The following is a 21,453-nucleotide window of genomic DNA, read 5'->3' on the forward strand; positions in this document are numbered from 1 at the left end:
GGCAGGCCGGCACCGCGCCTTCCCCGCACCCTTTGACTCCGATGTTACTGGCCAGTAGGTTTAGGACTGCACGACCACGTTGCGGGCGTATTAGTCTTTAGGGACACCCTGCGCGGGTCCATGGATATCAAAGGAGCTATAGTGCGCGAATTCAGTGTTCCGCCACTGGTTGTTGTCCCACCGGAAACCAACATCACCGATCTGGTGCTGCGGCAGGCCGCCAAGCCCAGCAACCCGGCATTGTTTTCGCGGCTCGATTCCGCAGGAGCCTGGCAGGACGTCTCCGCAAAGGACTTTCTGGCGGACGTCTCCGCGCTTGCAAAGGGTCTGATGGCAAGTGGGGTGGCCGCCGGTGACCGGGTGGGCATCATGTCCCGCACCCGCTACGAATGGGCGCTTGTTGACTTCGCCGTCTGGTTCGCCGGGGCGGTCTCGGTGCCCATCTACGAGACGTCGTCGCCGTCGCAGGTCGCCTGGAACCTTGGCGACTCGGGCGCCGTCGCCGCCTTCGGCGAGTCCGCCCACCACGAGGACGTGATCCGGCAGGCCGCCAATTCTGAGGGACTCACTGCCCTGCAGCACGTCTGGCAGCTCGACGGCGGGCTGGACGCCGTTCGTGAGGCGGGGCGTGATGTCAGCGATGCCGACCTCGAGGAACGCCGGACGTCTGCCAAGCTCAGTGACGTCGCCACGGTGATCTATACCTCCGGCACCACCGGCCGGCCCAAGGGCTGCGAGCTTACCCACGGCAACTTCGTGGAGCTTTCCGACAACGCGCTGGCGATCCTCGGCGACGTCGTCAATGAGCAGGCCAAAACCATTATGTTCCTGCCGCTGGCCCACGTTTTCGCGCGCTTCATCTCGGTGCTGGCCGTTGCCGCCGGCGCCACCGTGGCACACACTCCCGACATCAAGAACCTTCTCGCTGACCTGCAGAGCTACCAGCCCACCTTCATCCTGGCTGTCCCCCGCGTGTTCGAGAAGGTCTACAACTCGGCACTGACCAAGGCGGAGGACGGCGGGAAGGGCGCCATCTTCCACAAGGCCACCGAGACCGCCATTGCGTTCTCGAAGGCCCGGCAGGCCGGACACGTGGGCCTGGGGCTCAAACTCAAGCACACCCTGTTCGACAAACTGGTGTACGGAAAGCTGCGCGCTGCCATGGGCGGGAATGTGGCCCATGCAGTGTCCGGCGGCGGACCGCTCGGCGAACGGCTTGGCCACTTCTTCCAGGGCATCGGCCTGCAGATCCTGGAGGGTTACGGCCTGACTGAGACGACCGCCCCCATTTCGGTGAACACCCCGGCCCTCATCAAGATCGGGTCGGTGGGCAAACCCCTGCCGGGTAACTCGGTCAAAATTGCCGACGACGGCGAAATCCTTGCCAAGGGCGTCTGCGTCATGCGGGGCTACTACAACCTTGACGGCCTGACATCGGAAACGTTCGCCGACGGCTGGCTGCGCACCGGTGACATCGGACGCCTCGATGAGGACGGCTTTTTGTGGATCACCGGCCGGAAGAAGGAAATCATCGTCACTGCCGGCGGCAAAAACGTCATCCCGGCCCTTCTGGAAGATCAGATCCGCGCTGACGCCTTGGTCTCGCAGGTCCTGGTTGTCGGTGACAACAGGCCCTTCATCGGCGCCCTGGTCACCCTCGACCAGGAAGCACTCCCCGGCTGGCTGCAGCGCCATGGGCTGCCCCAGTCCACCAGCCTTGACGAGGTAGTGGAGAATCCCGTGGTCAGGGCAGCAGTGCAGGATCTCATTACGCAGGCCAACAGCTCGGTGTCCCAGGCCGAAGCCATCAAGTCCTTCCGGATTGTCGCGTCGGACTTCACGGAAGCGTCCGGCCACCTGACCCCGTCCATGAAAGTGAAGCGCGCCCAGGTGATGAAGGACTTCGAGACAGTCATCGAGGAAATGTACGGCGCCCCGCGCGACTAAGCGAAGGTCCGCCGCCAAACAAAAGGGAAGGACGTTCCGGCGAAAGCCTGAACGTCCTTCCCTTTTTGGATCGGGCCTGGTCAGGCCTGCTCCACCACCAGGAGGAGATCCCCGCCCTGGACCTGCTCCACCGCTGAAATGGCGAGGCGCGAGACCTTGCCGCCCACCGGCGTCGTGATGGATGCTTCCATCTTCATCGCTTCGATGGTGGCCACGGTGTCACCGGCCTTGACCGTATCGCCGGCCTTGACGGTCACCGTGACCGCGCCGGCGAACGGCGCGGCGACCTGGCCCTGCTGGGCAGGGTCCGCCTTCTCGGCGGCCTTGACGTTGCTGACCACGGAACGGTCCCGGACGACGACGGGTCGGGACTGCCCGTTCAGCGTGCACATCACTGTGCGCATGCCCTTTTCGTCCGGCTCCGAGACGGCCTCCAGCGAGGCGATCAGCCGGACGCCCTTTTCGAGCTGGATCTCGTGCTCGGCTCCGCGCTGCAGACCGTAGAGGTAATCGCGGGTGTCGAGCACGGAGATGTTGCCGTAGGTTTCCACGCTCTTGAGGTAGTCCTTGGTGGGACCGTCGAAGAGCAGCCGGTTCAGGGTGCTCTGCCGGGTCTTGGAATCACCCTTGAGCGCGGCGCTGTCCTCGGGGCTGAGGTCAACATCGCGGACCTTGATGCTGCGGCCCTGGAGTGCCTTGGTGCGGAACGGTTCCGGCCAGCCTCCGGGCGGGTCGCCGAGTTCGCCGGACAGGAACCCGATAACGGAGTCGGGGATGTCGTAATTCTGCGGGTTCTCGTTGAAGTCCGCGGGATCGGCGTTAAGTCCCACGAGGTGCAGGGCGAGATCGCCCACCACCTTCGAGGACGGTGTGACCTTCACCAGGCGGCCCAGGATACGGTCCGCCGCGGTGTACATGTCCTCGATCGCCTCGAAGCGCTCCCCCAGGCCCAGCGCCATGGCCTGCTGCCGCAGGTTGGACAGCTGGCCGCCCGGGATCTCGTGCTTGTAGACCCGGCCGGTGGGGCCCGGCAGGCCCGACTCGAACGGTGCATAGACGCGGCGTACGGCCTCCCAGTACGGCTCCAGTGAGCTGACTGCGTCCAGGTCCAGGCCAGTGTCCCGCGGGGTGTGGGCCAGGGCCGCCACGAGGGCGGAGGCCGAGACCTGGCTGGTGGTGCCGGCCAGCGACGCCGACGCAACGTCCACGGCATCCACGCCGGCGTCAACTGCCGCCAGCAGGGTTGCCAGCTGGCCGCCTGCGGTGTCGTGGGTGTGGAGGTGGACCGGAAGGTCGAAACGCTCGCGCAGGGCGGCCACCAGCTTGGCAGCCGCTGCCGGCCGGAGCAGGCCCGCCATGTCCTTGATGGCCAGGATGTGGGCGCCGGCGTCCACAATCCGCTGCGCGAGTTCCAGGTAGTAATCCAGGGTGTAGAGCTTCTCGTCCGGATTCAGCAGGTCGCCGGTGTAGCACAGGGCCACCTCGGCCACTGCCGTTCCGGTGGCCCGGACGGCGCGGATGGCGGGGGCCATCTGGTTCACGTCATTGAGCGCGTCAAAGATGCGGAAAATGTCGATGCCGGTGGCCGCGGCTTCGTTGACAAAAGCCTCGGTCACCTCTTCCGGGTACGGCGTGTAGCCAACGGTGTTCCGGCCCCGCAGCAGCATCTGCAGGCAGACGTTGGGCAGTGCCTTCCGGAGGGCCGCCAGGCGGTCCCAAGGGTCCTCGCCCAGGAAGCGCAGTGCTACGTCGTAGGTGGCGCCGCCCCAGGCTTCGACGGACAGGAGTTCAGGCAGCAATGCTGTCACTGCCGGGCCTGCCGCCACGAGGTCGCGGGTCCGTACCCGGGTGGCAAGGAGCGACTGGTGGGCGTCGCGGAACGTGGTGTCGGTTACCGCGACGGCCGTCTGCTCCCGCAGCGCCTTCGCGAATCCCTCCGGGCCGAGCTCCTGGAGACGCTGGCGGGAACCCGGCGCCGGCTGCAGATCGCCCACGGCAGGCAGCTTCGCCGCCGGATCCGAATGCACGGTGAGCTCGCCGTTGGGCTTGTTGACGGTCACTTCGGCCAGCCAGGTGAGCAGCTTGGTGCCGCGGTCAGCAGAGACGCGGGCCTTCAGGAGCTGGGGACGCTCGTCAATGAAGTTGGTGGCCACATCGCCGGCAATGAAGTCAGGATCGTCCAGCACGGCCTGCAGGAACGGGATGTTGGTGGATACGCCGCGGATGCGGAATTCGGCGAGAGCACGGCGGGCACGGGCAACGGCAGCCGGGTAATCGCGGCCCCGGCAGCTCAGTTTCACCAGCATGGAGTCGAAGTGGGGGCTGATCTCGGCACCCGAGTAAACGGTGCCGCCGTCGAGCCTTACACCGGCGCCGCCCGCGGAACGGTAACCGGTGATCTTTCCGACATCGGGACGGAAGCCGTTGGCAGGGTCCTCGGTGGTGATGCGGCACTGCAGCGCCGCGCCCCGGAGCTTGACCGTCTCCTGGGACAGGCCCAGGTCGGCGAGGGTTTCCCCGGACGCGATCCGGAGCTGCGCCTGTACCAGGTCGACGTCGGTCACTTCCTCGGTGACGGTGTGCTCCACCTGGATGCGGGGGTTCATTTCGATGAAGACGTGCTGGCCTGCGCGTTCGCCGACTGTGTCCACCAGGAACTCGACGGTTCCGGCGTTGACGTAGTTCAGGGCCTTAGCGAACTTCACGGCGTCGCGGTAAAGCGCCTGGCGGATCCCTTCGTCCAGGTTGGGCGCGGGCGCGATCTCAATAACCTTCTGGTGACGGCGCTGAATGGAGCAGTCACGCTCGAACAGGTGCATGACGTTTCCCTCGGCGTCCGCCAGGATCTGCACCTCAATGTGGCGGGGGCGGAGGACTGCCTGCTCCAGGAACATCGTGGGGTCCCCGAACGCCGCATCCGCCTCGCGCATGGCCGCCTGCAGTGCTTCCGGCAGGGCCTCGCGGGTGTCCACGCGGCGCATGCCGCGCCCGCCACCGCCGGCCACGGCCTTGGCGAAGATGGGGAAGCCTATCTCGTCGGCAGCCGCGATCAGTTCGTCCACGTCCTTGGACGGTTCGCTCGACTGCAGGACCGGTACGCCTGCTTCACGTGCGGCCTTCAGGGCCGCCACCTTGTTACCGGCCAGCTCCAGCACCTCGGCCGGCGGGCCCACGAAGGTGATGCCCGCTTCCTTGGCGGCGCGGGCCAGGTCGGGGTTTTCAGAGAGGAAGCCGTAGCCGGGGTAGATGGCGTCCGCCCCGGATTCCTTGGCCACCCGCACAACCTCGGCAACGTCAAGGTAGGCCCGGACGGGGTGCCCCTCTTCGCCGATCAGATATGCCTCATCGGCCTTCTGGCGGTGGATCGAGTTGCGGTCCTCGTTGGGAAAGACGGCAACGGTCTTGGCGCCCAGCTCGTAGCCGGCGCGAAAGGCCCTGATCGCGATTTCGCCGCGGTTGGCCACCAGAATCTTGGAAAACATGCTTCTCCTGCATCATCGCGGGTGTATCGGTAGGTGGTGACAGTGTCTAAGACCTGTGCGGACAAACACAAATCATTGTGGCCACAGTCACAAAAACTTCCGTCATGTCCCGCATGAATCGACGGACGCCCGCGGAATCCGGTCCGCTGACCGGAGCGCGAAGCCATGCCGGTCTCCTTTAAGGCGGTATTCGCGGGCATGGCCACATATGATGAGTACGGCGGCAGGGGCCGCCCGGCTTCGGCACTGCCGGAGCAAACATTACCCCCAACACGGCATCCGGCGTTAGGTTTTGGTCTCACAAGTGCAAGTAGTCAGCATCAGCAGCCTCAAGGGCGGAGTCGGCAAGACTTCCGTCACCACAGGATTGGCGTCTGCGGCGCTTGCCGCGGGCATTCCCACCCTGGTGGTGGATCTGGATCCGCATGCCGACGCGACCACCGCCCTCGGCGTCCAGCCCGGCGACCAGCTGGACATCGGCAGGATGCTCAAGAGCCCGCGCCGCGCCAAGCTGGCTGAGAACGTGGCGGGCAGTGCCTGGACCGCCCGGGCGCACTCGAACGGATCCGGACCGGCCGTGCTGGACGTGGCTGTGGGCTCCGCGTACACCGGAATCTATGACCGCCCCGACCTTGGCCGCCGCGACCTCCGCCGGCTTTCGTCAGTCCTCGCCGGCGCCGATGGATATGACCTGGTCCTCATCGACTGCCCGCCATCCCTGAACGGACTGACCCGGATGGCCTGGTCAGCGAGCGACAAGGTGGCGCTCGTGGCCGAGCCCGGGCTTTTTTCCGTGGCCGGCACAGAGCGGACCATGCGCGCCATCCAGCTCTTCAAGCAGGAATTCGCCCCCAACCTCTCGCCCGCGGGCATTATCGCCAACCGCGTACGCACCGGCTCGTCCGAACACACCTACCGGCTCGCCGAGATGGAGTCCATGTTCGGCGACCTGCTGTTGAGCCCGCGGATTCCCGAGCAGGCGAACTGGCAGCAGATCCAGGGTGCCGCCCACCCTGTGCACCACTGGCCGGGAGAGTCGGCCAAAACCTCGGCGGCCTTGTTCGATGCCTTGCTGGCCAACCTTCTCGCGGCCGGCAGCGGATTGCGGAACCGCACCCAACGCTGATCCTCCCGGACACAACCCCGGACATGGAAGAGGCCACCCCGGCCTGAACATTTCAGACCGGGGTGGCCTCTTCTCTTGTCTTGCGTCAGCCTGTCTTACGTGCGGCGCGCCGTTTGCTCAGTTCGTCGTCGGGAAAGGACTGGACTGCCGCGTGTTCGCTCGGCAGGGAAGCCAGGCTGCCCTCGACTTCGCGCCAGACCCGGCCCACCGCGATCCCGAAGACGCCCTGGCCGCCCTGGACGAGGTCAATTACTTCGTCAGCGGAGGTACATTCGTAGACGCTCGCGCCGTCGCTCATGAGCGTGATCTGTGCCAGATCCTCCACACCGCGTTCGCGCAGGTGCTCCACGGCCGATCGGATCTGCTGGAGGGAGACGCCGGTGTCCAGCAGGCGCTTGACCACCTTGAGCACCAGGATGTCCCGGAAGCCATAAAGCCGCTGCGAGCCGGAGCCGGCGGCACCGCGGACGGCGGGCTCAACCAGGCCGGTACGCGCCCAGTAATCCAGCTGGCGGTATGTGATGCCCGCCGCTTTGCAGGCCGTGGGACCGCGGTAGCCTGCGTCTTCGTCAAGGACAGGGAGGTCTTCGGTAAACAGGAGGCCCTGGGCACCGCTTGCCGGCACAGCCACACCAGTCGTCGTGGGCTGCTTCAGTCCGCCTGCTTCGCCTTTGGGACTCACCTGGATCCTCCTTCGTATAAGCTCCCGGGGACTACTGCATCAGCCAGTGCACGCATGAAGTCCATGTGTGTAATTTCGCGGGGGTCGTACTTTTACAGTGTGACTTGCGCGGCTGCTGTAAGCAATGGAAGCTTGATACCTTTGACGTTAGGCCCGCGGAGGCCGCAGGTCAAAGACCTTCACCGGATCGCGAAGGCGTGTCGGAACTTTCAGCCTCAACTTTAACCTTAATGAAACCTCAGCCGTCGAAATCCTCGGGTTCCACGTCGTCCAGGAACTCCCGGAACCGCCGCAGTTCCCGCTCTTCGTCCACGGTGGGCCCGGGCTCGGCGTCCTCGCCCTCATCGTGTTCGGTGATCCGGACACCGGCTTCATCCATGACCGAGTCGGCGCACCAGATGCGGCACTTTGCCCGCAGTGCAATGGCCAGGGCATCCGAAGCCCGCGAGCTGACGGTGGTGCCGTTCTCGAACTGGAGTTGACCGTAGAAGATGTTGTCCTCCACGGCGACGATGTTCACGCTGACAACTGAATGTCCGAGGGACTCCACCACGTCCACCAGGAGGTCGTGGGTCATGGGCCGCGGCGGGACCACCCCTTGCTGGGCGAGGGCGATGGCGCTGGCTTCCGGCGTTCCGATCCAAATGGGAACGTGGCGCTCACCATGCATCTCGCGCAGAAGGACCAGCGGCTGGTTGGAGGGCAGTTCGATGCGAACGCCTACTATCTCGACTTCGATCATCAGATGTCCATACGGGAGATGCGGTCCTGCACCAGGGCCCGGTGCAGGATCAGGCAAAGGTCGGAAATTTCGCGGGCGGCTTCGGCAGCCCGCGCCTGGGAAGCGGAATCGCGCCGGGACGCCAACGGGGCAACTGCCCGCTCCACGAGCCCGAATTCGCGTTCCGCGGCGGCCTGGAAAGGACGCAGGTGGCGCGGCTCCAGGCCGTGGCCTTCCAACTGCACGCATGCCCGGGCCACTTGGAGCGCATGCTCATCAAACTTGCCGTTGCTGTGGCTGATCAGTCCAAAGCTCAACAGAGACTGGAGCAGCGGGACGCTCGCGCCGGACTCGGCCCGCAGCTGCTCTTCGCTGAATTTCCGTCCCCGGTTTTGGAGCTCCGCTGCCAGTTCGTCGGAGACGATCCGGGGCGAAACCACGACGCCGGGCGGAAGGTTTTCGGGGCGTTCTCCCCTGTCGATCGCGTCAAGGTAGTCCTTGATGACCTTGAGGGGAAGGTACTGGTCGCGCTGCAGCGCAAGCACAAAGCGGAGGCGCTCAACATCGCTCTCTGCGTACTGCCGGTAGCCGGCCGGGGTACGGCGCGGATTGATCAGTCCCTTTTCCTCAAGGAACCTGATTTTCGACGCGCTCATACCGGGAAAGTCTGCGCTGAGTTGGGCGAGGACTTCCCCGATGTTCAGGACTTGGGGTCCCCGGCGTTCCGGTTGTGCCATTGCCACAGGCAGGTGTCCCTGAATCAGGCGCGGCCTGCTGCGCGGGCAGGGCTCAGGTAGAAGGTGAGGCGGAACTTGCCGATCTGGACTTCGTTCCCGGATTTGAGCTCGACACTGTCCACACGGTCGTGGTTGACGTAGGTCCCGTTGAGGCTGCCTGTGTCCACCACTTCGAAGCTCCTGGGAGTCCGGCGGAACTCCACGTGGCGCCGCGAAACGGTGACGTCATCAAGGAAGATATCGGCGTCCGGGTGCCGGCCGGCCGTGGTGGTGTCGGAGTCAAGCAGGAAGCGGGCCCCGGCATTCGGTCCGCTGTGGGCAACCAGGAGCGCAGATCCGGCAGGCAGCGCTTCGACCGACGACCGTTCCTCGGTGGACAGCCGGGGCGCGATGGTGGGCTCGTCGGCGACGGGGGTGAGATGGATCGAGGTGGTCTCCGAAGCCCTGGCCGCACCTGTGCCGTAATCGCCTTCGGCATGGTCCTTTTTGTGGCCAACCATGGGCTTCCTCCTCTTTCGCTGCAGCTCACACGACTGCATTCAACATTTGCTGCGGGATACACCGCGCAGTTCCGACGCGGGCCCGCATCCGGCCAATGACGTGCGACGACGCCCGCTGGCCGGACCGGATGAACCCGTTATGTTCAGCCTACCTGCTGTTCGTACTCGGATGCACTGAGCAATGAGTCCACGGCGTCGGCTTCGGCGAGTTTGATCTCGATCAGCCAGCCATCACCATACGGATCAGTGTTGATCAGGGCCGAGTCGGTGTCGAGGGATTCGTTGCGGGCAACCACTTCACCGCTCACCGGGGCGTAGATGTCGCTGACGCTCTTGGTGGATTCCACCTCGCCCACCACTTCATTCGCGGTAACCTTGCTGCCGGCTTCAGGCATCTGGGCGTAAACAACATCCCCTAGGGCGTCCTGGGCGAAATCGGTAATGCCCACGCGGACCACGCCGTCAGCGTTCGGTGCGGTTACCCACTCGTGCTCGGCGGTGTAGGACAGGTCTTCGGGAATGTTGCTCATCAGGGGCCTTTCATCGGGTCAATCACCAATGTCAACGGGGCCTGGGAAACAAGCCGCCGCTGAAAGTATAGGCACAAGTCCACGGGCGTTCGAGGATGGTTCTGACATGATGGGACGCATGGGATTACGGGCACAGGAAACACCCAGGAAAAAGGGATATTGGGCGCCGCGGATCATCTTTGGCGGTGTTGCCCTTGCGTCAAAGATAGACGGGGAAGGCGCGGCCGAGCCAAAGCCCGCCGCACCCGACACGCAGGCTGACGGCAGGTAGTCCCATGCCGGAGCTACCTGAGGTTGCAGGCCTGGCGGGATTCCTTGACGGACAACTGCGCGGATCGGTGGTGGAGAAGGTCCAGATCGTGTCGTTCGCAGTCCTGAAGACCGCAGATCCGCCTTTCAGCGCGCTGGAGGGGAGCACTGTTGCCGGCGTGCGGCGGTTTGGGAAGTTCGTCTGCATCGACACCGACGGGCCTTCCTTCGTCTTCCACCTTGCCCGGGCAGGCTGGGTCCGTTTCACCGACTCCCCCGCCGACACGCAACTCCGGCTGGGCAAGAGCCACATCGCCGCCAGGCTCACATTCACGGGCCCGGATGGCCGCCACGGAATGGATCTCACCGAGGCCGGGACCAAGAAGAGCCTCGCAGTCTACGTAGTGCGCGATCCCCGGGATGTGCCGGGCATCGCAGCCCTCGGCCCGGACCCCTTCAGCGACGGGTTCGACGCCGGCACGCTGACGGAGATTCTCGGCTCCAGTTCCCAGCAGATTAAGGGCCTCCTGCGAAGCCAAAGCGTTATTGCCGGGATCGGGAACGCCTACAGCGACGAGATCCTGCATGCGGCGAGGATCTCCCCCTTCGCCATCGCCAAATCGCTGGACCGCGCCACCGTGCAGGTTCTGTATGACTCAATCCACAGCATCCTCGGAACGGCCCTGGCCGAGGCCGCGGGGAAACCGCCCAGTGAACTCAAAGACGTCAAGCGCAGCCACATGCGCGTTCATGCCCGGACCGGGGAGGCATGCCCGGTCTGCGGCGACACCGTCCGGGAAGTCTCGTTCGCGGACACGGCCCTGCAGTACTGCCCCACCTGCCAGACGCACGGGAAGATCCTGGCGGACCGCAGGACGTCCAAGTTCCTGAAGTAGGAACCGTATTTGCAGGAATTATCTGCAGAAAGCCTCCAGTAATAAAACCCTGAGTCTTCTAAAGCCGGAGCCACCTCAGTAGTGTGGTTGTCACGTCCCCCCTTCGAATACAAAGCGCGGACGGAATCTGGTTGCATAAGGGCCCGGAGACCCGGCGCCCATCGCTTAAGTTCACTGCCCATTTGGGCCTTTGTCATCTCAGTAAATCACCCACAGCGCCCTTCACATCGGTGAACCGGGGGCATTACAGGGTTCACTGTTTGTTGCGGGCGTTGGCACCCTCGAGCATGGTGCTTCCTGCGCACATACCGCGCCAGAGCACCTACCGGGCTTGGGAGACAACCGTAGACAGGCGAGTTCGCAAAGGGGTGGCCGCGCCCACGATGGCCAGCGCCCACTCACCTTGTTCATCTGTTCCTGCGGGTATCTATCAAATGATCACGTTTGGAAAATTCCATGAATAAAATATCGCGCTTCTTCGGTACTACAGTCCTCGCCGCAGGCCTGGCCTTCAGTGGAGCAGCCCTGACAGCCGGCGCTGCCTCTGCCAGCGACCATCCCAAGGACAGTAAGAGCAGCTCGCCCTATCACAACGACCACGACAATAACGGCCACGGCCGCTACGACAAGGACGGCTACGACAAGGACGGCTACAACAAGGACGGCTACGACTGCGATGGATACAACCGCTACGGTAATGACCGGCACGGCCATCACCGCAGTTCGGATTCCTGGTACAGGGACAGCCGCGGCCACGTTCACTACATCATCATCATCATCGTGAGGTAGTTAGTCCGCATACGCCAAAGGGCCGTTTTCCGGTAAACAAACCGGAAAACGGCCCTTCTTTGGTCGGGCTGACAGGATTTGAACCTGCGACCCCTTGACCCCCAGTCAAGTGCGCTACCAAGCTGCGCTACAGCCCGTCAGTTCCGCCGTTCTCCGCTGCGTTTACTCCCAGTGTTACCCGGGATTTCAACTCAGCAGTCCGGCCGAACCACCTTGAAAAGCTTACACGATCCCGGAGGGTGCCGGTGACACTTTGCCACCCGCACGCCCCCGGTGTGTCGTAATTAACGCTGTTTGCCGCGTTTTTCGCGTACACGCATGTTGACCTCGATGGGGGTGCCTTCGAACCCGAAGGTCTCACGCAGCCTGCGGGTGATGAAGCGGCGGTAACCGGGGTCCAGGAACCCGGTGGTGAACAGCACGAACTTGGGCGGCCGGCTCGACGCCTGCGTGCCGAACAGGATGCGCGGCTGCTTTCCGCCACGGACCGGGTGCGGGTGCGCCGCCACCAGTTCGCCCAGGAAGGCATTGAGCCTGCCGGTGGGGATGCGCTTGTCCCAGTTCTCCAGGGCCAGGTCCAGAGCGGGAACCAGGCGGTCCTTGTGCCAGCCGGTCAGCGCCGAAATGTTGACCCGGGGTGCCCAGGCCACGTGGGCCAGGTCCTGTTCAATTTCGCGTTCCAGGTAGGTGCGGCGTTCGTCGTCGAGCAGGTCCCACTTGTTGAACGCCAGCACGAGGGCGCGGCCCGACTCGATGGCCAGCTGCAGAATGCGGACGTCCTGTTCGCTGAGCACCTCATCCACCGCAAGGAGCACGACGGCGACCTCCGCCTTCTCGAGCGCGGCCTGCGTACGCAGGGAGGCGTAGTAGTCCGCGCCCTGCGCCATGTGCTGGCGGCGGCGGATGCCTGCCGTGTCCACAAAGCGCCAGGTGCGGCCACCCAGGTCAATGAATTCATCCACGGGGTCGCGGGTGGTGCCGGCGGTGTTGTCCACCACCACGCGCTCGGAGCCCGCGAGCTTGTTCAACAGCGATGACTTGCCCACGTTGGGGCGGCCAATCAGCGCAATGCGGCGCGGTCCGCCGGACCGTTCCAGGCCCTCAATGGTGGAGAACTCCGGCAGGGTGTCCATGACATGGTCCAGGAGGTCAGCCACGCCGCGGCCGTGCAGGGCCGAGACGGGGTAGGGCTCGCCAAAGCCGAGGCCCCACAGGGTGGCCGAGTCAGCCTCCTGGGCGAAGTCGTCCACCTTGTTGGCCACCATGATGACCGGCTTCTTGCTGCGGCGGAGCATCTTCATGACGCCCTCGTCTGTGGCCGTGGCCCCTACGGCCGAATCAACCACAAAAAGCACGGCATCGGCGAGTTCCACGGCCATTTCGGCCTGTTCTGCCACACGTGCATGGATGCCGCGGGCATCGTGCTCCCACCCGCCGGTGTCCACCAGGGTGAAGTTGCGGCCGTTCCAGTGCGCCGAGTACATCACGCGGTCGCGCGTCACACCCGGGGTATCTTCCACAACGGCTTCGCGGCGGCCCAGGATGCGGTTCACCAGGGTGGACTTGCCCACGTTGGGGCGGCCGATGATGGCCAGGACGGGGTCGAGCTTGACCGGGCCGTCGAAGTCTTCGTCGTCATAGTCCCCGCTCAGCAGCGCGGCGTCGTCCTCATCGAGGTCGTAGTCGGCCAGTCCGGCCCGGAGCGAGGCGGCACGAAGCTCCGCCTCGTCATCGCCAATGGCGGCCAGCCGCTCGGCCACCTGGTCCGTGCCGGTGGGCGTGTATTCGTCTTCGCCGGCGCCGGAGGGGCCGGAGGTTTGAGTCGTATCGCTCATTGCAGTTTCCTTAAGTGTTCATCTGCCGGCGTCCCGGCTACTGCTGTGAAGTTCGTGCGGGAATCCGCGTGGGGCAATGGCTGCCCACTGTGTTCGATAGTGTCCTGGACGTGCCCCGCCAGCGCAGCGCGGATTTCCAATCCCGCTCTGTCCATTGAAGCACGGCCTGTTTCGCCGGGGTTGCGGCTGAGGGTCAGTGCGTTGCCGAAGCTGACGTGGAAGCGCCGCCCCGGCCTGGGTACGGTGTCGAGGTGTTCGCTGCCCGTCCGGGTGCCGAGGATCGCCACCGGAACCACGGGTGCCCCCGAATTCAGGGCCAGCCAGGCGACCCCGTTGTTGATGTCCGTCGCCTGCCCGCTCCCCCGCGTACCTTCCGGGAGAATCCCAATGCAGCGGCCGGCGTCGAGCACGTCCTTGCCCAGCAGCAGTGCTGCCCGGTCCCCGGAACGGTCCACCGGGAGCTGGCCGGAGGCGTGGAGGACCCTGCCCAGGAAACCTTTGAACATCTCCTTTTTAACGAGGATGTGCATGGGGCGCGGCGACGCGCCGAACATCACCGGCCCGTCCAGGAAGCTGATGTGGTTGCCGGCAAAAATAACCGGCCCGCCCGTGGGGACGTTGTGCCTGCCGGTGACGGACGTCCGGTACACCACATGGTCCAGCAGCCAGCCGACAGGCCGGCTCCAGGCCATGGTCAGGCCGGAGGGAAGCTTGGCGCGGTCAGTCACGGTTGAGGACCTTCGTCACGATCACCAGGGCGGCATCGACGGTTTCGGCGAAGTCCAGGTCCGACGAATCGAGCGTGACCACGCCGTCGGCAGCCTGCGTGAAGTTCACCACCGTGGAATCCTTCGCGTCGCGCTGGGTGACCTGGGCGGCGAGCTGCTCAGCGTTCTGGGTGCCGCCCAGCTGGATGCCGCGGCGGCGAAGCCGGGCTTCCTCGCTGGCAGTCAGCAGCATCCGGACTTCTGCGCCGGGCGCGACGACGGTGGTGATGTCCCGCCCCTCCACCACCATGCGGCGGTGGTGCTTTTCGATGAGTTCGCGCTGCCTGCGGATCAGTTCGGTCCGTGCCCCGAGGGTGGTGGCCACCGCACTGACCGCCGACGAGATGGCGGGCTCGCGGATGGCATCGGTGACGTCGGTCCCGTCCACGCGCACGTAGTCCGTGTGGGGTGTGGTGCTCAGGTCCAGGACGAGGTCCCGGGCTGCCTGCTCCACGGCGGCGGCGTCCGCGAGATCGATTCCGCCGGTGACGCAGAACCAGGTGAGGGCACGGTACATGGCGCCGGTGTCCAGGTAGGCAAGGTGCAGCCTGCGGGCCACTTCCCTGCTGACACTGGATTTGCCCGAGCCGGAAGGCCCGTCGATGGCGACCACCAGTGGCCTGCCGACGCGCAATGCCGGCACGGTGTCAAGAAGTTCCTGTGTCATTACTGCAGTACCCGCCATCCGCGGTCGTTGAGTGCTTCGATCAGGTGGTCATGCTTGTTGGGCAGCACGGATAGTTCCACCATTCCCACGTTCTGCCCCGACGAATGGTCCAGCCTCAGGTCCTCCACGTTGACGCCGACCTCACCGATTTCGGTCAGGAGCCTGGCGATCTGGCCCGGCCTGTCGTCAACCAGGACCGTCAGCCAGGCGTACGCCTGCGGCGGTCCGCCGTGCTTGCCAGGGATGCGGGCCTGCCCGGCGTTGCCTTCGCTGATGAGTTGGGCCAGGTCCAGCCTGGCTCCCGGAGCGAGGGGTTCCTCCAAGGTGCCGATGAGCCGGTTCAGGTCCTCCCGGACACCGTAAAGGATCTCCACCACCTTCGCCGCGTTGCCGCCCAGGATCTGGACCCACAGCTTGGGGTCGCTGGCGGCGATCCGGGTAACGTCCCGCAGGCCATTGCCGGCAAGGGACAGCGCGTGAAGCGGTGTCCCCTGCAGCCGGCTGGCCAGCAGCGAAGACATGATCTGGGGCAGGTGCGAGACGAGGGCAACGGCCTGGTCGTGTTCGTCGGCCGCGAACTCCGAAACTACGGCTCCGAGATCGGTTGCCAGCGAACGCGCCGTCTGCACGGCAGCCGCGGATGATTCCGGGCCGGGGCAAACCACCCACGGCATGGACGTGAAGAGCTCGCCGCGGGCCGCAACGGGGCCTGACTTTTCGCGCCCCGCCATCGGGTGCGTACCCACATAACGGGACATGTCCGCGCCGCTCCCCTGCAGCTCCGCCAGGATGGCGGCCTTGACGCTGGCGATGTCCACCACCACGGAATCCGGGTAGTCAGTCAGCGCCCGCGCCACAACAGTGGCTGTCACATCCGGCGGTGCCGCCACCACCACCAGCTCCGGCGACTCATCACCGAGTTGGTTCAACGGCTGGCCGGCGCCGATGTCCACGGCAACGGCCTGGTTGGTGGGCGACGGATCAGAGAGGAACACCGGCACGCCGCGCCCCCGAAGGCCCAGCCCGATGCTGGTGCCGAGCAGGCCGGTGCCAATCACCACGACCGGACCGTTGAGGTGTCCGCGCCCGTGTGAGCGAAATGCGGACATGCGTCAGAGCCCTACGGATGCCAGCAGGTGGCCGACTTCCTGCTTGCCAAGGTTGCGGATGCTGCCCTGGCGCTGGTCACCCAGGCCGATGGGGCCCACCTTGACGCGCACCAGGCGCAGGACCGGGAAGCCAACGGCGTCAAACAAACGCCGGACAATCCGGTTCTTGCCGGAGTGCAGCACAACTTCAATCAGCACGTGGCCCGGGGTGGAGTCCACCAGCTTGAACGAGTCCACGGAGGCAAAGCCGTCCTCGAGTTCCACGCCTTCCTTGAGCTGGGCACCGATTCCCTGCGGGAATGGTCCGCGGACCTGGACCAGGTAGGTCTTGGGCACCTCGTAGGACGGGTGGGTCAGGCGGTTGGCCAGCTCGCCGTCGTTCGTGAGCAGCAGCAGGCCCTCGGTGGCGACGTCAAGCCTGCCAACGTGGAACAGGCGTTCGCCCTGATGGGTCTTCCGCACAAAATCACTGATGCAGGGCCGTCCGTCGGGGTCCTCCATGGTGGACACCACGCCCTTGGGCTTGTTGAACACCATGTAAACGAGGTTTTCGTCCAGCTGGATGCGCAGCCCGTCCACATGGATGACCGCCGTCTTGGGATCCACGCGGACACCAAGCTCAGTGACCACCTGGCCGTCAACTTCAACCCGGCCCTCAGCGATCATTTCCTCACAGACGCGGCGCGAAGCCACGCCTGCCTGGGCCATGACCTTCTGCAGGCGGGTGCCGTCGGCGTCGTGCATTTCAGACTGCGGAACGGGACCTTGGGGTCCGCGCTTGCGGGAAGGCTTGCGCACGGGTCCAAGGTTCTGGCCGAAGCGTTCGCTGCCGAACGCACGCGAGGCTGCCGCCCCCGGCTTGCCGGCGCGCGGCTTGGGCTTGAGCGCCCCGGGAGTGCCCGGCGCTTTTTTGGCGCCCGGCTTCCGGGCAGCAGGCTTCCGCGACGAGGCGGCAGCAGGCTTCCAGTCGGAATCTGCGCGGCCGGCCGGAGGTGCCGGGGCATCGCCGGGATCAACGAAAGGCTCCTCGCGCGGCTTCGGTGCCTTGTAGGGGCGGTCGCCGCCGCCGAACCCGGCGTTGCGCTTGCCGGCGCCGGCGCGGAAGCCGCCACCCGCCGCGCTGGGGCGGCCGCTGCCACCCTGGGCAGGAGTGCGGCCAGTGCCGCCCTGCGCCGGTTTGCGGCCTGCAGCTGTACTGCGGCCCTCCGGCGTATTGCGGCTCCCGCCGCCTTGTCCTGCATTGCGTTCTGAACTGTTGCGTCCCGAACTGTTACGTGGTGAACCCTGGCGTCCCGCCTGTGTCATGACCCGTCCTTCGATATGTTGACCGGCAAGTTGTCCGAGAACAACCCTAGCCAGCCATGCAGAATTTATCTGCCCTTATAAATACTCTTGTGTGCAGGCGGGATGTCCCGCCTACATTCTGTCGGCGTCGTAGAACTCGGCGATGCCCTCAAGCCCCGGAAGATGGGGTGAGAGCTGCGGCAGTTCCGCCACGGACCCGATTCCCATCCGTTCCAGGAAATACGATGTAGTCCGGTAGAGGATGGCTCCCGATTCGGGATCGTTTCCCGAATCTTCGATCAGCCCGCGCTGGGTCAATGTCCGTACGACAGAATCGACATTGACTCCCCGAATTGCGGACACCCTGGCTCTGGAGACAGGCTGGCGATACGCGATGACAGCAAGTGTTTCCAGCGCCGCCTGCGTCAGCCTGGCCGTCTGACCCTCCAGCACAAACCTGCCGACAATGTCGGCGAAGTCTGCGCGGGAATAAATCCGCCAGCCACCGGCGATGCTCCGCAATTCAAAACCCCGGGGGCTGGAGCTGAAACCAGCAACGCTGGCATCGTCCATGTCCGGGGCTTTAACAGTATAGCCGCTATACTCCCGCTGCAGTTCCGCAAGCAACCGCTCGACGGCGGCGACCGTCAAGTTAAGGCCCGTGGCGAGTTCCGTGGCGGTGGCAGGCTGGTCCAGGACCATCAGGACCGCTTCGAGTGCAGCTTTGGCACCTCCCGGGAGCGCGTGGACATCCGGACATTCCTGCGCGTCGTCATTGGCAGGTGCCGTCGGGGTGGCCGAAAAGTCTTCAGTCACGGTTGCTCCTCATACTCTTCACTCAAGTTTTCTGTAGACCAGTGCTTGCCGTCCGCCGACCAGTGCACCGTGAGGTCACCCAGCGGCGACAGCTGGTCAAAGGAGACTGCCCTGTCCCGGAACATCTCCAGCAACGCCAGAAAACGGGCCACCACCACGAGGGTGGACTCGGCGTCGGCAATCAGCGCCCGGAAGGACAGGGGCTTTCCCAACTGAAGCCGCAGGCCCAGGATCTCCGCCTGTTCCTTGACACTGACGGCACTGCCGTGAAGGTGTGCCAGGCCCACCTCAGTGGGCTTGGCAGCCTTTGACTGCAGGGCGCCTTCAGCCAGGCGCGCGAATTGCTGCGGCGTATGCTTCCACACCAGCTCCGGAAGCATGGCGGCGAAGTGCTCCTCCAAGGCAACCTGCCGCGGAAAGCGCTGCGCCTCCTGCTCCAGGCTTTCGGCCATCAGCGCGGCCACCCGCTTGAAGGCCTTGTACTGGAGCAGGCGGGCAAACAGCAGGTCACGGGCCTCCAGCCGGGCGATGTCCTCGTCGTCCTCCACTTCGCCGGCCGGCAGCAGCCGTGCTGCCTTGAGGTCCAGGAGCGTTGCCGCGATGACGAGGAATTCGCTGGCTTCGTCCAGCGCCCATTCCTCACCCAGCTTCTGGAGCTTCCTGATGTACTTGATGAACTCATCCGTGACGGTGGCGATGGCCACCTCGGTGATGTCCATCTGATGCTTGGCGATAAGGCCCAGCAGTAGGTCAAACGGACCCGTGAAGTTGGCCAGCCGCACCTCAAAGCCGGGCTTGGACTCAGCCACGGCCTGGCTAGGGTGCGCCGCCGCGGGAAATCAGTTCCTTGGCCAGGCGGCGGTACGCATCCGCGCCGATGTGGTTCCCTGCGTAGCTGGTGATCGGTTCGGCCGCCACAGTGGCGTCGGCGAATTTAATGGACCGCTTGATGACGGTCTCGAACACCTTGTCGCCGAAGGCTTCCACCAGGCGGCTGATGACTTCGCGGCTGTGCAGGGTGCGGGCGTCATACATGGTGGCGAGGACGCCGTCCACCTGCAGCCGGGGATTGAGCCTGTCCTGGACTTTGTCGATGGTTTCCACCAGCAGGGCAACCGCGCGGAGGGCGAAGAACTCGCAAATCAGCGGGATGATCACTCCGTGCGCGGCGGTGAGGGCATTGACGGTCAGCAGGCCAAGCGACGGCTGGCAGTCGATCAGGACGACGTCGTAGTCGTCCTCAACTTTCTTCAACGCCCGGTCCAGGACCTGTTCGCGGGCCACCTCGTTGACAAGCTGCACTTCGGCAGCGGAGAGGTCGATGTTGGCCGGCAGCAGATCGACGTTTTCGACGCCGGTCTGATGGATGGCATCGCGGATATCCACTTTGCGGTCCATCAGGACGTTGTAGACAGTCAGGTCCAGCTCGTGGGGATTGACACCCAGGCCGGCCGACAGTGCGCCCTGGGGATCAAAGTCAACCAGCAGCACCCTGCGGCCGTATTCGGCGAGGGCCGCTGCAAGGTTGATGGTGGACGTGGTCTTGCCTACGCCACCCTTTTGGTTGACCATGGCGATCACGCGCGCGGGACCGTGGGACGACAGCGGTGCGGGTTCCGGAAATTCGCGGTGGGGGCGCCCGGTGGGACCCATCACGGCGTCTTCCAGATCGAGTTCCGTGCCTTCCAGAGTTGCCGAACCCTGTTCGCTGCTCACGTATCTATCCACACTTTCGATGACGGTGATCTTTCCTGCCGCTGATGATCCAGCGCCGATCCTGCTTTTCACCTAGGCTACAGGTCCCGACACGGTATTCGAGGGAACTTGACTTTGTAAGCATTCTGAGCCTTGACCTTCTACTAGAGGTCGAAGGTTCCCCTGGTGGACAGAGAAACCGCCCCTGCAGCAGGGCTGCAGGGGCGGCGTGTCTGGCCGGGTCAGCAGGGAGGGTTAGGCGTGCGCCGCGACCTCTGAGTTGGCTGAGGACGTGCCCATACGGTCGCCGTGGCCTGCCATCATGGTCTGCTCGTCGAAGGGAAGTTCGCCGGCAAGCACCTTGGTGACCTGCTCGCCGTCGATCTCTTTCACCCAGGTGCCGATCAGGACGGTGGCGACGGCATTGCCGGTGAAGTTGGTCAGCGCGCGGGCCTCGGACATAAAGCGGTCGATGCCGACTATCATGCCCACGCCACCCAGCAGCTGGGGCGCGTGCGCCTGCAGACCGGCAGCCAGGGTGGCCAGGCCGGCACCGGTGACGCCGGCGGCACCCTTGGAGGCAATGATCATGAAGATGAGCAGGGAAACCTGCGCGCCGAGATCCATCGGCATGCCCATCGCGTTCGCCACGAACAGCGACGCCATGGTCAGGTAGATGGCTGTGCCGTCCAGGTTGAAGGAGTAGCCCGTGGGGACGGTGACGCCGACAACCGGCTTGGAAACCCCAAGGTGTTCCATCTTGGCGATGAGGCGCGGGAGGGCCGCTTCGGAGGATGAAGTGGAGAAGATCAGCAGGTATTCGCGGGCCAGGTACCTCATGAGCTTGAAGATGTTCACACCGGCCACCACCTGGAGGATTCCGCCCAGGATGACCACGATAAAGAGCGCACAGGTGATGTAGAACGCCACCATCAGCGTGAGCATGCTGATGATTGCCTGGAAGCCGGTGGCGCCAACAACAGCGGCGATGGCGCCGAAAGCACCTACCGGGGCAAGCCACATGATCATGATGAGGATGCGGAAGACGAGTGCCTGGCCGTGGCCGATTGCTTTGAGGATCGGAGCGCCCTGGGGCCCCATCTTCTGCAGGGCAAACCCGACGAGGATGGCCGCAAGGAGGGTGGGCAGGACAGGGATATCACCGGGGATGATCCCCAGCAGGAAGTCCACGGTACTGTCCGTGGCAGCTTTTTTATTGGGATCGTAAGGGGTCAGGTTGAGCCCCTCACCCGGGTGGATGAGGTTGCCCACTACCAGGCCAATGGCCAGCGCAAACGTGGACATGAGCACGAAGTACCCGAGGGCCAGGCCTCCCACTTTGCCCACCGTGGCCGCTTTGGCAATGGACCCGATGCCCAGGACGATGGTGCAGAAGATGATGGGCGCAATCATCATCTTGATGAGCTTAATGAACCCGTCGCCGAGGGGCTTCAGCGATTTTCCGACCTCAGGGAATAACAGGCCGACGAGGGCTCCCACAATGACGGCGGCAATGACCGCCATGTAGAGGTAGTGCGATTTGTCGAGTCCCTTGCGGGCGGCCTTCGCAGGCGCCGCTGACTCTCCTCGTTGAGAAGCCATGATGTGTCTCCTTATGGAT

General features: G+C 64.7%; 19 protein-coding genes and 1 tRNA gene. 4 read left to right on the plus strand and 16 right to left on the minus strand.

Annotation, left to right across the window (positions count from 1 at the left end; all coding sequences use genetic code 11):
- Positions 1–141: 141 nt before the first annotated feature.
- Positions 142–1,947, plus strand: coding sequence for an AMP-dependent synthetase/ligase (locus tag IAQ70_RS08935; RefSeq protein ID WP_190988952.1), 1,806 nt, complete (start codon positions 142–144; stop codon positions 1,945–1,947).
- Between the two features lie 80 nt (positions 1,948–2,027).
- On the opposite strand, the gene IAQ70_RS08940 is transcribed toward IAQ70_RS08935, so the two are convergent.
- Complete coding sequence (locus tag IAQ70_RS08940) at positions 2,028–5,429, minus strand: pyruvate carboxylase (RefSeq protein ID WP_190988953.1); 3,402 nt, start codon at positions 5,427–5,429, stop codon at positions 2,028–2,030.
- A gap of 304 nt (positions 5,430–5,733) precedes the next feature.
- On the opposite strand from IAQ70_RS08940, the gene IAQ70_RS08945 reads away from it, so the two are divergent.
- Positions 5,734–6,555, plus strand: a complete 822-nt coding sequence (locus tag IAQ70_RS08945) for a ParA family protein (protein WP_190988954.1) — start codon at positions 5,734–5,736, stop codon at positions 6,553–6,555.
- An 85-nt stretch (positions 6,556–6,640) separates the two neighbouring features.
- Here the strand turns inward: IAQ70_RS08945 and IAQ70_RS08950 are convergent, their stop codons facing one another.
- The 5 genes from IAQ70_RS08950 to gcvH all read right to left on the minus strand — a co-directional run bounded on the left by IAQ70_RS08950 (position 6,641) and on the right by gcvH (position 9,725).
- Entirely contained in the window at positions 6,641–7,237 is a 597-nt protein-coding gene (locus IAQ70_RS08950; protein ID WP_190988955.1) for a MerR family transcriptional regulator, read from the minus strand.
- A 238-nt stretch (positions 7,238–7,475) separates the two neighbouring features.
- Positions 7,476–7,979 (minus strand): bifunctional nuclease family protein, encoded by a 504-nt coding sequence (locus IAQ70_RS08955; protein WP_190988956.1) that lies wholly within the window; start codon positions 7,977–7,979, stop codon positions 7,476–7,478.
- The gene (ftsR, locus tag IAQ70_RS08960; protein WP_190988999.1) at positions 7,979–8,695 is read right to left on the minus strand and encodes a transcriptional regulator FtsR; all 717 of its coding nucleotides are present in this window, start codon (positions 8,693–8,695) and stop codon (positions 7,979–7,981) included. Before ftsR ends, IAQ70_RS08955 begins: the two co-directional genes overlap by 1 nt.
- 23 nt (positions 8,696–8,718) lie before the next feature.
- On the minus strand, positions 8,719–9,195 hold the full coding sequence (locus IAQ70_RS08965) for an FHA domain-containing protein (RefSeq protein WP_190988957.1): 477 nt from the start codon (positions 9,193–9,195) through the stop codon (positions 8,719–8,721).
- A gap of 143 nt (positions 9,196–9,338) precedes the next feature.
- Positions 9,339–9,725: a glycine cleavage system protein GcvH gene (gene gcvH, locus IAQ70_RS08970; RefSeq protein ID WP_190988958.1), complete on the minus strand. Its 387-nt coding sequence runs from the start codon at positions 9,723–9,725 to the stop codon at positions 9,339–9,341.
- A gap of 275 nt (positions 9,726–10,000) precedes the next feature.
- Here gcvH and IAQ70_RS08975 point away from each other — a divergent pair, with 275 nt between their 5' ends.
- A complete protein-coding gene (locus tag IAQ70_RS08975) occupies positions 10,001–10,870 on the plus strand; it encodes an Fpg/Nei family DNA glycosylase (RefSeq protein WP_190988959.1) in 870 nt (289 codons plus the stop codon).
- A 456-nt stretch (positions 10,871–11,326) separates the two neighbouring features.
- Positions 11,327–11,659 carry a hypothetical protein gene (locus IAQ70_RS08980; protein WP_190988960.1) on the plus strand — a complete coding sequence of 111 codons (333 nt, stop codon included), beginning with the start codon at positions 11,327–11,329 and terminating at the stop codon, positions 11,657–11,659.
- A gap of 60 nt (positions 11,660–11,719) precedes the next feature.
- Here IAQ70_RS08980 and IAQ70_RS08985 read toward each other — a convergent pair.
- From IAQ70_RS08985 to IAQ70_RS09030, 10 genes are all read right to left on the minus strand, one after another.
- Positions 11,720–11,796: transfer RNA gene (locus IAQ70_RS08985), tRNA-Pro, on the minus strand.
- A 147-nt stretch (positions 11,797–11,943) separates the two neighbouring features.
- A complete protein-coding gene (der, locus tag IAQ70_RS08990; protein WP_190988961.1) occupies positions 11,944–13,494 on the minus strand; it encodes a ribosome biogenesis GTPase Der in 1,551 nt (516 codons plus the stop codon).
- The gene (locus IAQ70_RS08995; RefSeq protein ID WP_190989000.1) at positions 13,491–14,186 is read right to left on the minus strand and encodes a lysophospholipid acyltransferase family protein; all 696 of its coding nucleotides are present in this window, start codon (positions 14,184–14,186) and stop codon (positions 13,491–13,493) included. Before IAQ70_RS08995 ends, der begins: the two co-directional genes overlap by 4 nt.
- Positions 14,187–14,214: 28 nt before the next feature.
- Positions 14,215–14,928 carry a (d)CMP kinase gene (gene cmk / locus IAQ70_RS09000; RefSeq protein WP_190988962.1) on the minus strand — a complete coding sequence of 238 codons (714 nt, stop codon included), beginning with the start codon at positions 14,926–14,928 and terminating at the stop codon, positions 14,215–14,217.
- On the minus strand, positions 14,928–16,037 hold the full coding sequence (locus tag IAQ70_RS09005; protein ID WP_190988963.1) for a prephenate dehydrogenase: 1,110 nt from the start codon (positions 16,035–16,037) through the stop codon (positions 14,928–14,930). The genes cmk and IAQ70_RS09005 overlap by 1 nt, the downstream gene beginning before the upstream one ends.
- Before the next feature lie 3 nt (positions 16,038–16,040).
- Positions 16,041–17,342 carry a pseudouridine synthase gene (locus tag IAQ70_RS09010; protein WP_190988964.1) on the minus strand — a complete coding sequence of 434 codons (1,302 nt, stop codon included), beginning with the start codon at positions 17,340–17,342 and terminating at the stop codon, positions 16,041–16,043.
- A 111-nt stretch (positions 17,343–17,453) separates the two neighbouring features.
- Positions 17,454–18,137 carry an SMC-Scp complex subunit ScpB gene (gene scpB / locus IAQ70_RS09015; RefSeq protein WP_190988965.1) on the minus strand — a complete coding sequence of 228 codons (684 nt, stop codon included), beginning with the start codon at positions 18,135–18,137 and terminating at the stop codon, positions 17,454–17,456.
- A complete protein-coding gene (locus tag IAQ70_RS09020; protein ID WP_190988966.1) occupies positions 18,134–18,946 on the minus strand; it encodes a segregation and condensation protein A in 813 nt (270 codons plus the stop codon). Before IAQ70_RS09020 ends, scpB begins: the two co-directional genes overlap by 4 nt.
- Before the next feature lie 7 nt (positions 18,947–18,953).
- Complete coding sequence (locus IAQ70_RS09025; protein ID WP_190988967.1) at positions 18,954–19,853, minus strand: ParA family protein; 900 nt, start codon at positions 19,851–19,853, stop codon at positions 18,954–18,956.
- Between the two features lie 234 nt (positions 19,854–20,087).
- The gene (locus tag IAQ70_RS09030) at positions 20,088–21,434 is read right to left on the minus strand and encodes a cation:dicarboxylate symporter family transporter (protein WP_190988968.1); all 1,347 of its coding nucleotides are present in this window, start codon (positions 21,432–21,434) and stop codon (positions 20,088–20,090) included.
- Between the last annotated feature and the right edge of the window lie 19 nt (positions 21,435–21,453).

It is taken from the genome of Pseudarthrobacter sulfonivorans (genome assembly GCF_014712225.1).
Lineage (GTDB): Bacteria > Actinomycetota > Actinomycetes > Actinomycetales > Micrococcaceae > Arthrobacter > Arthrobacter sulfonivorans.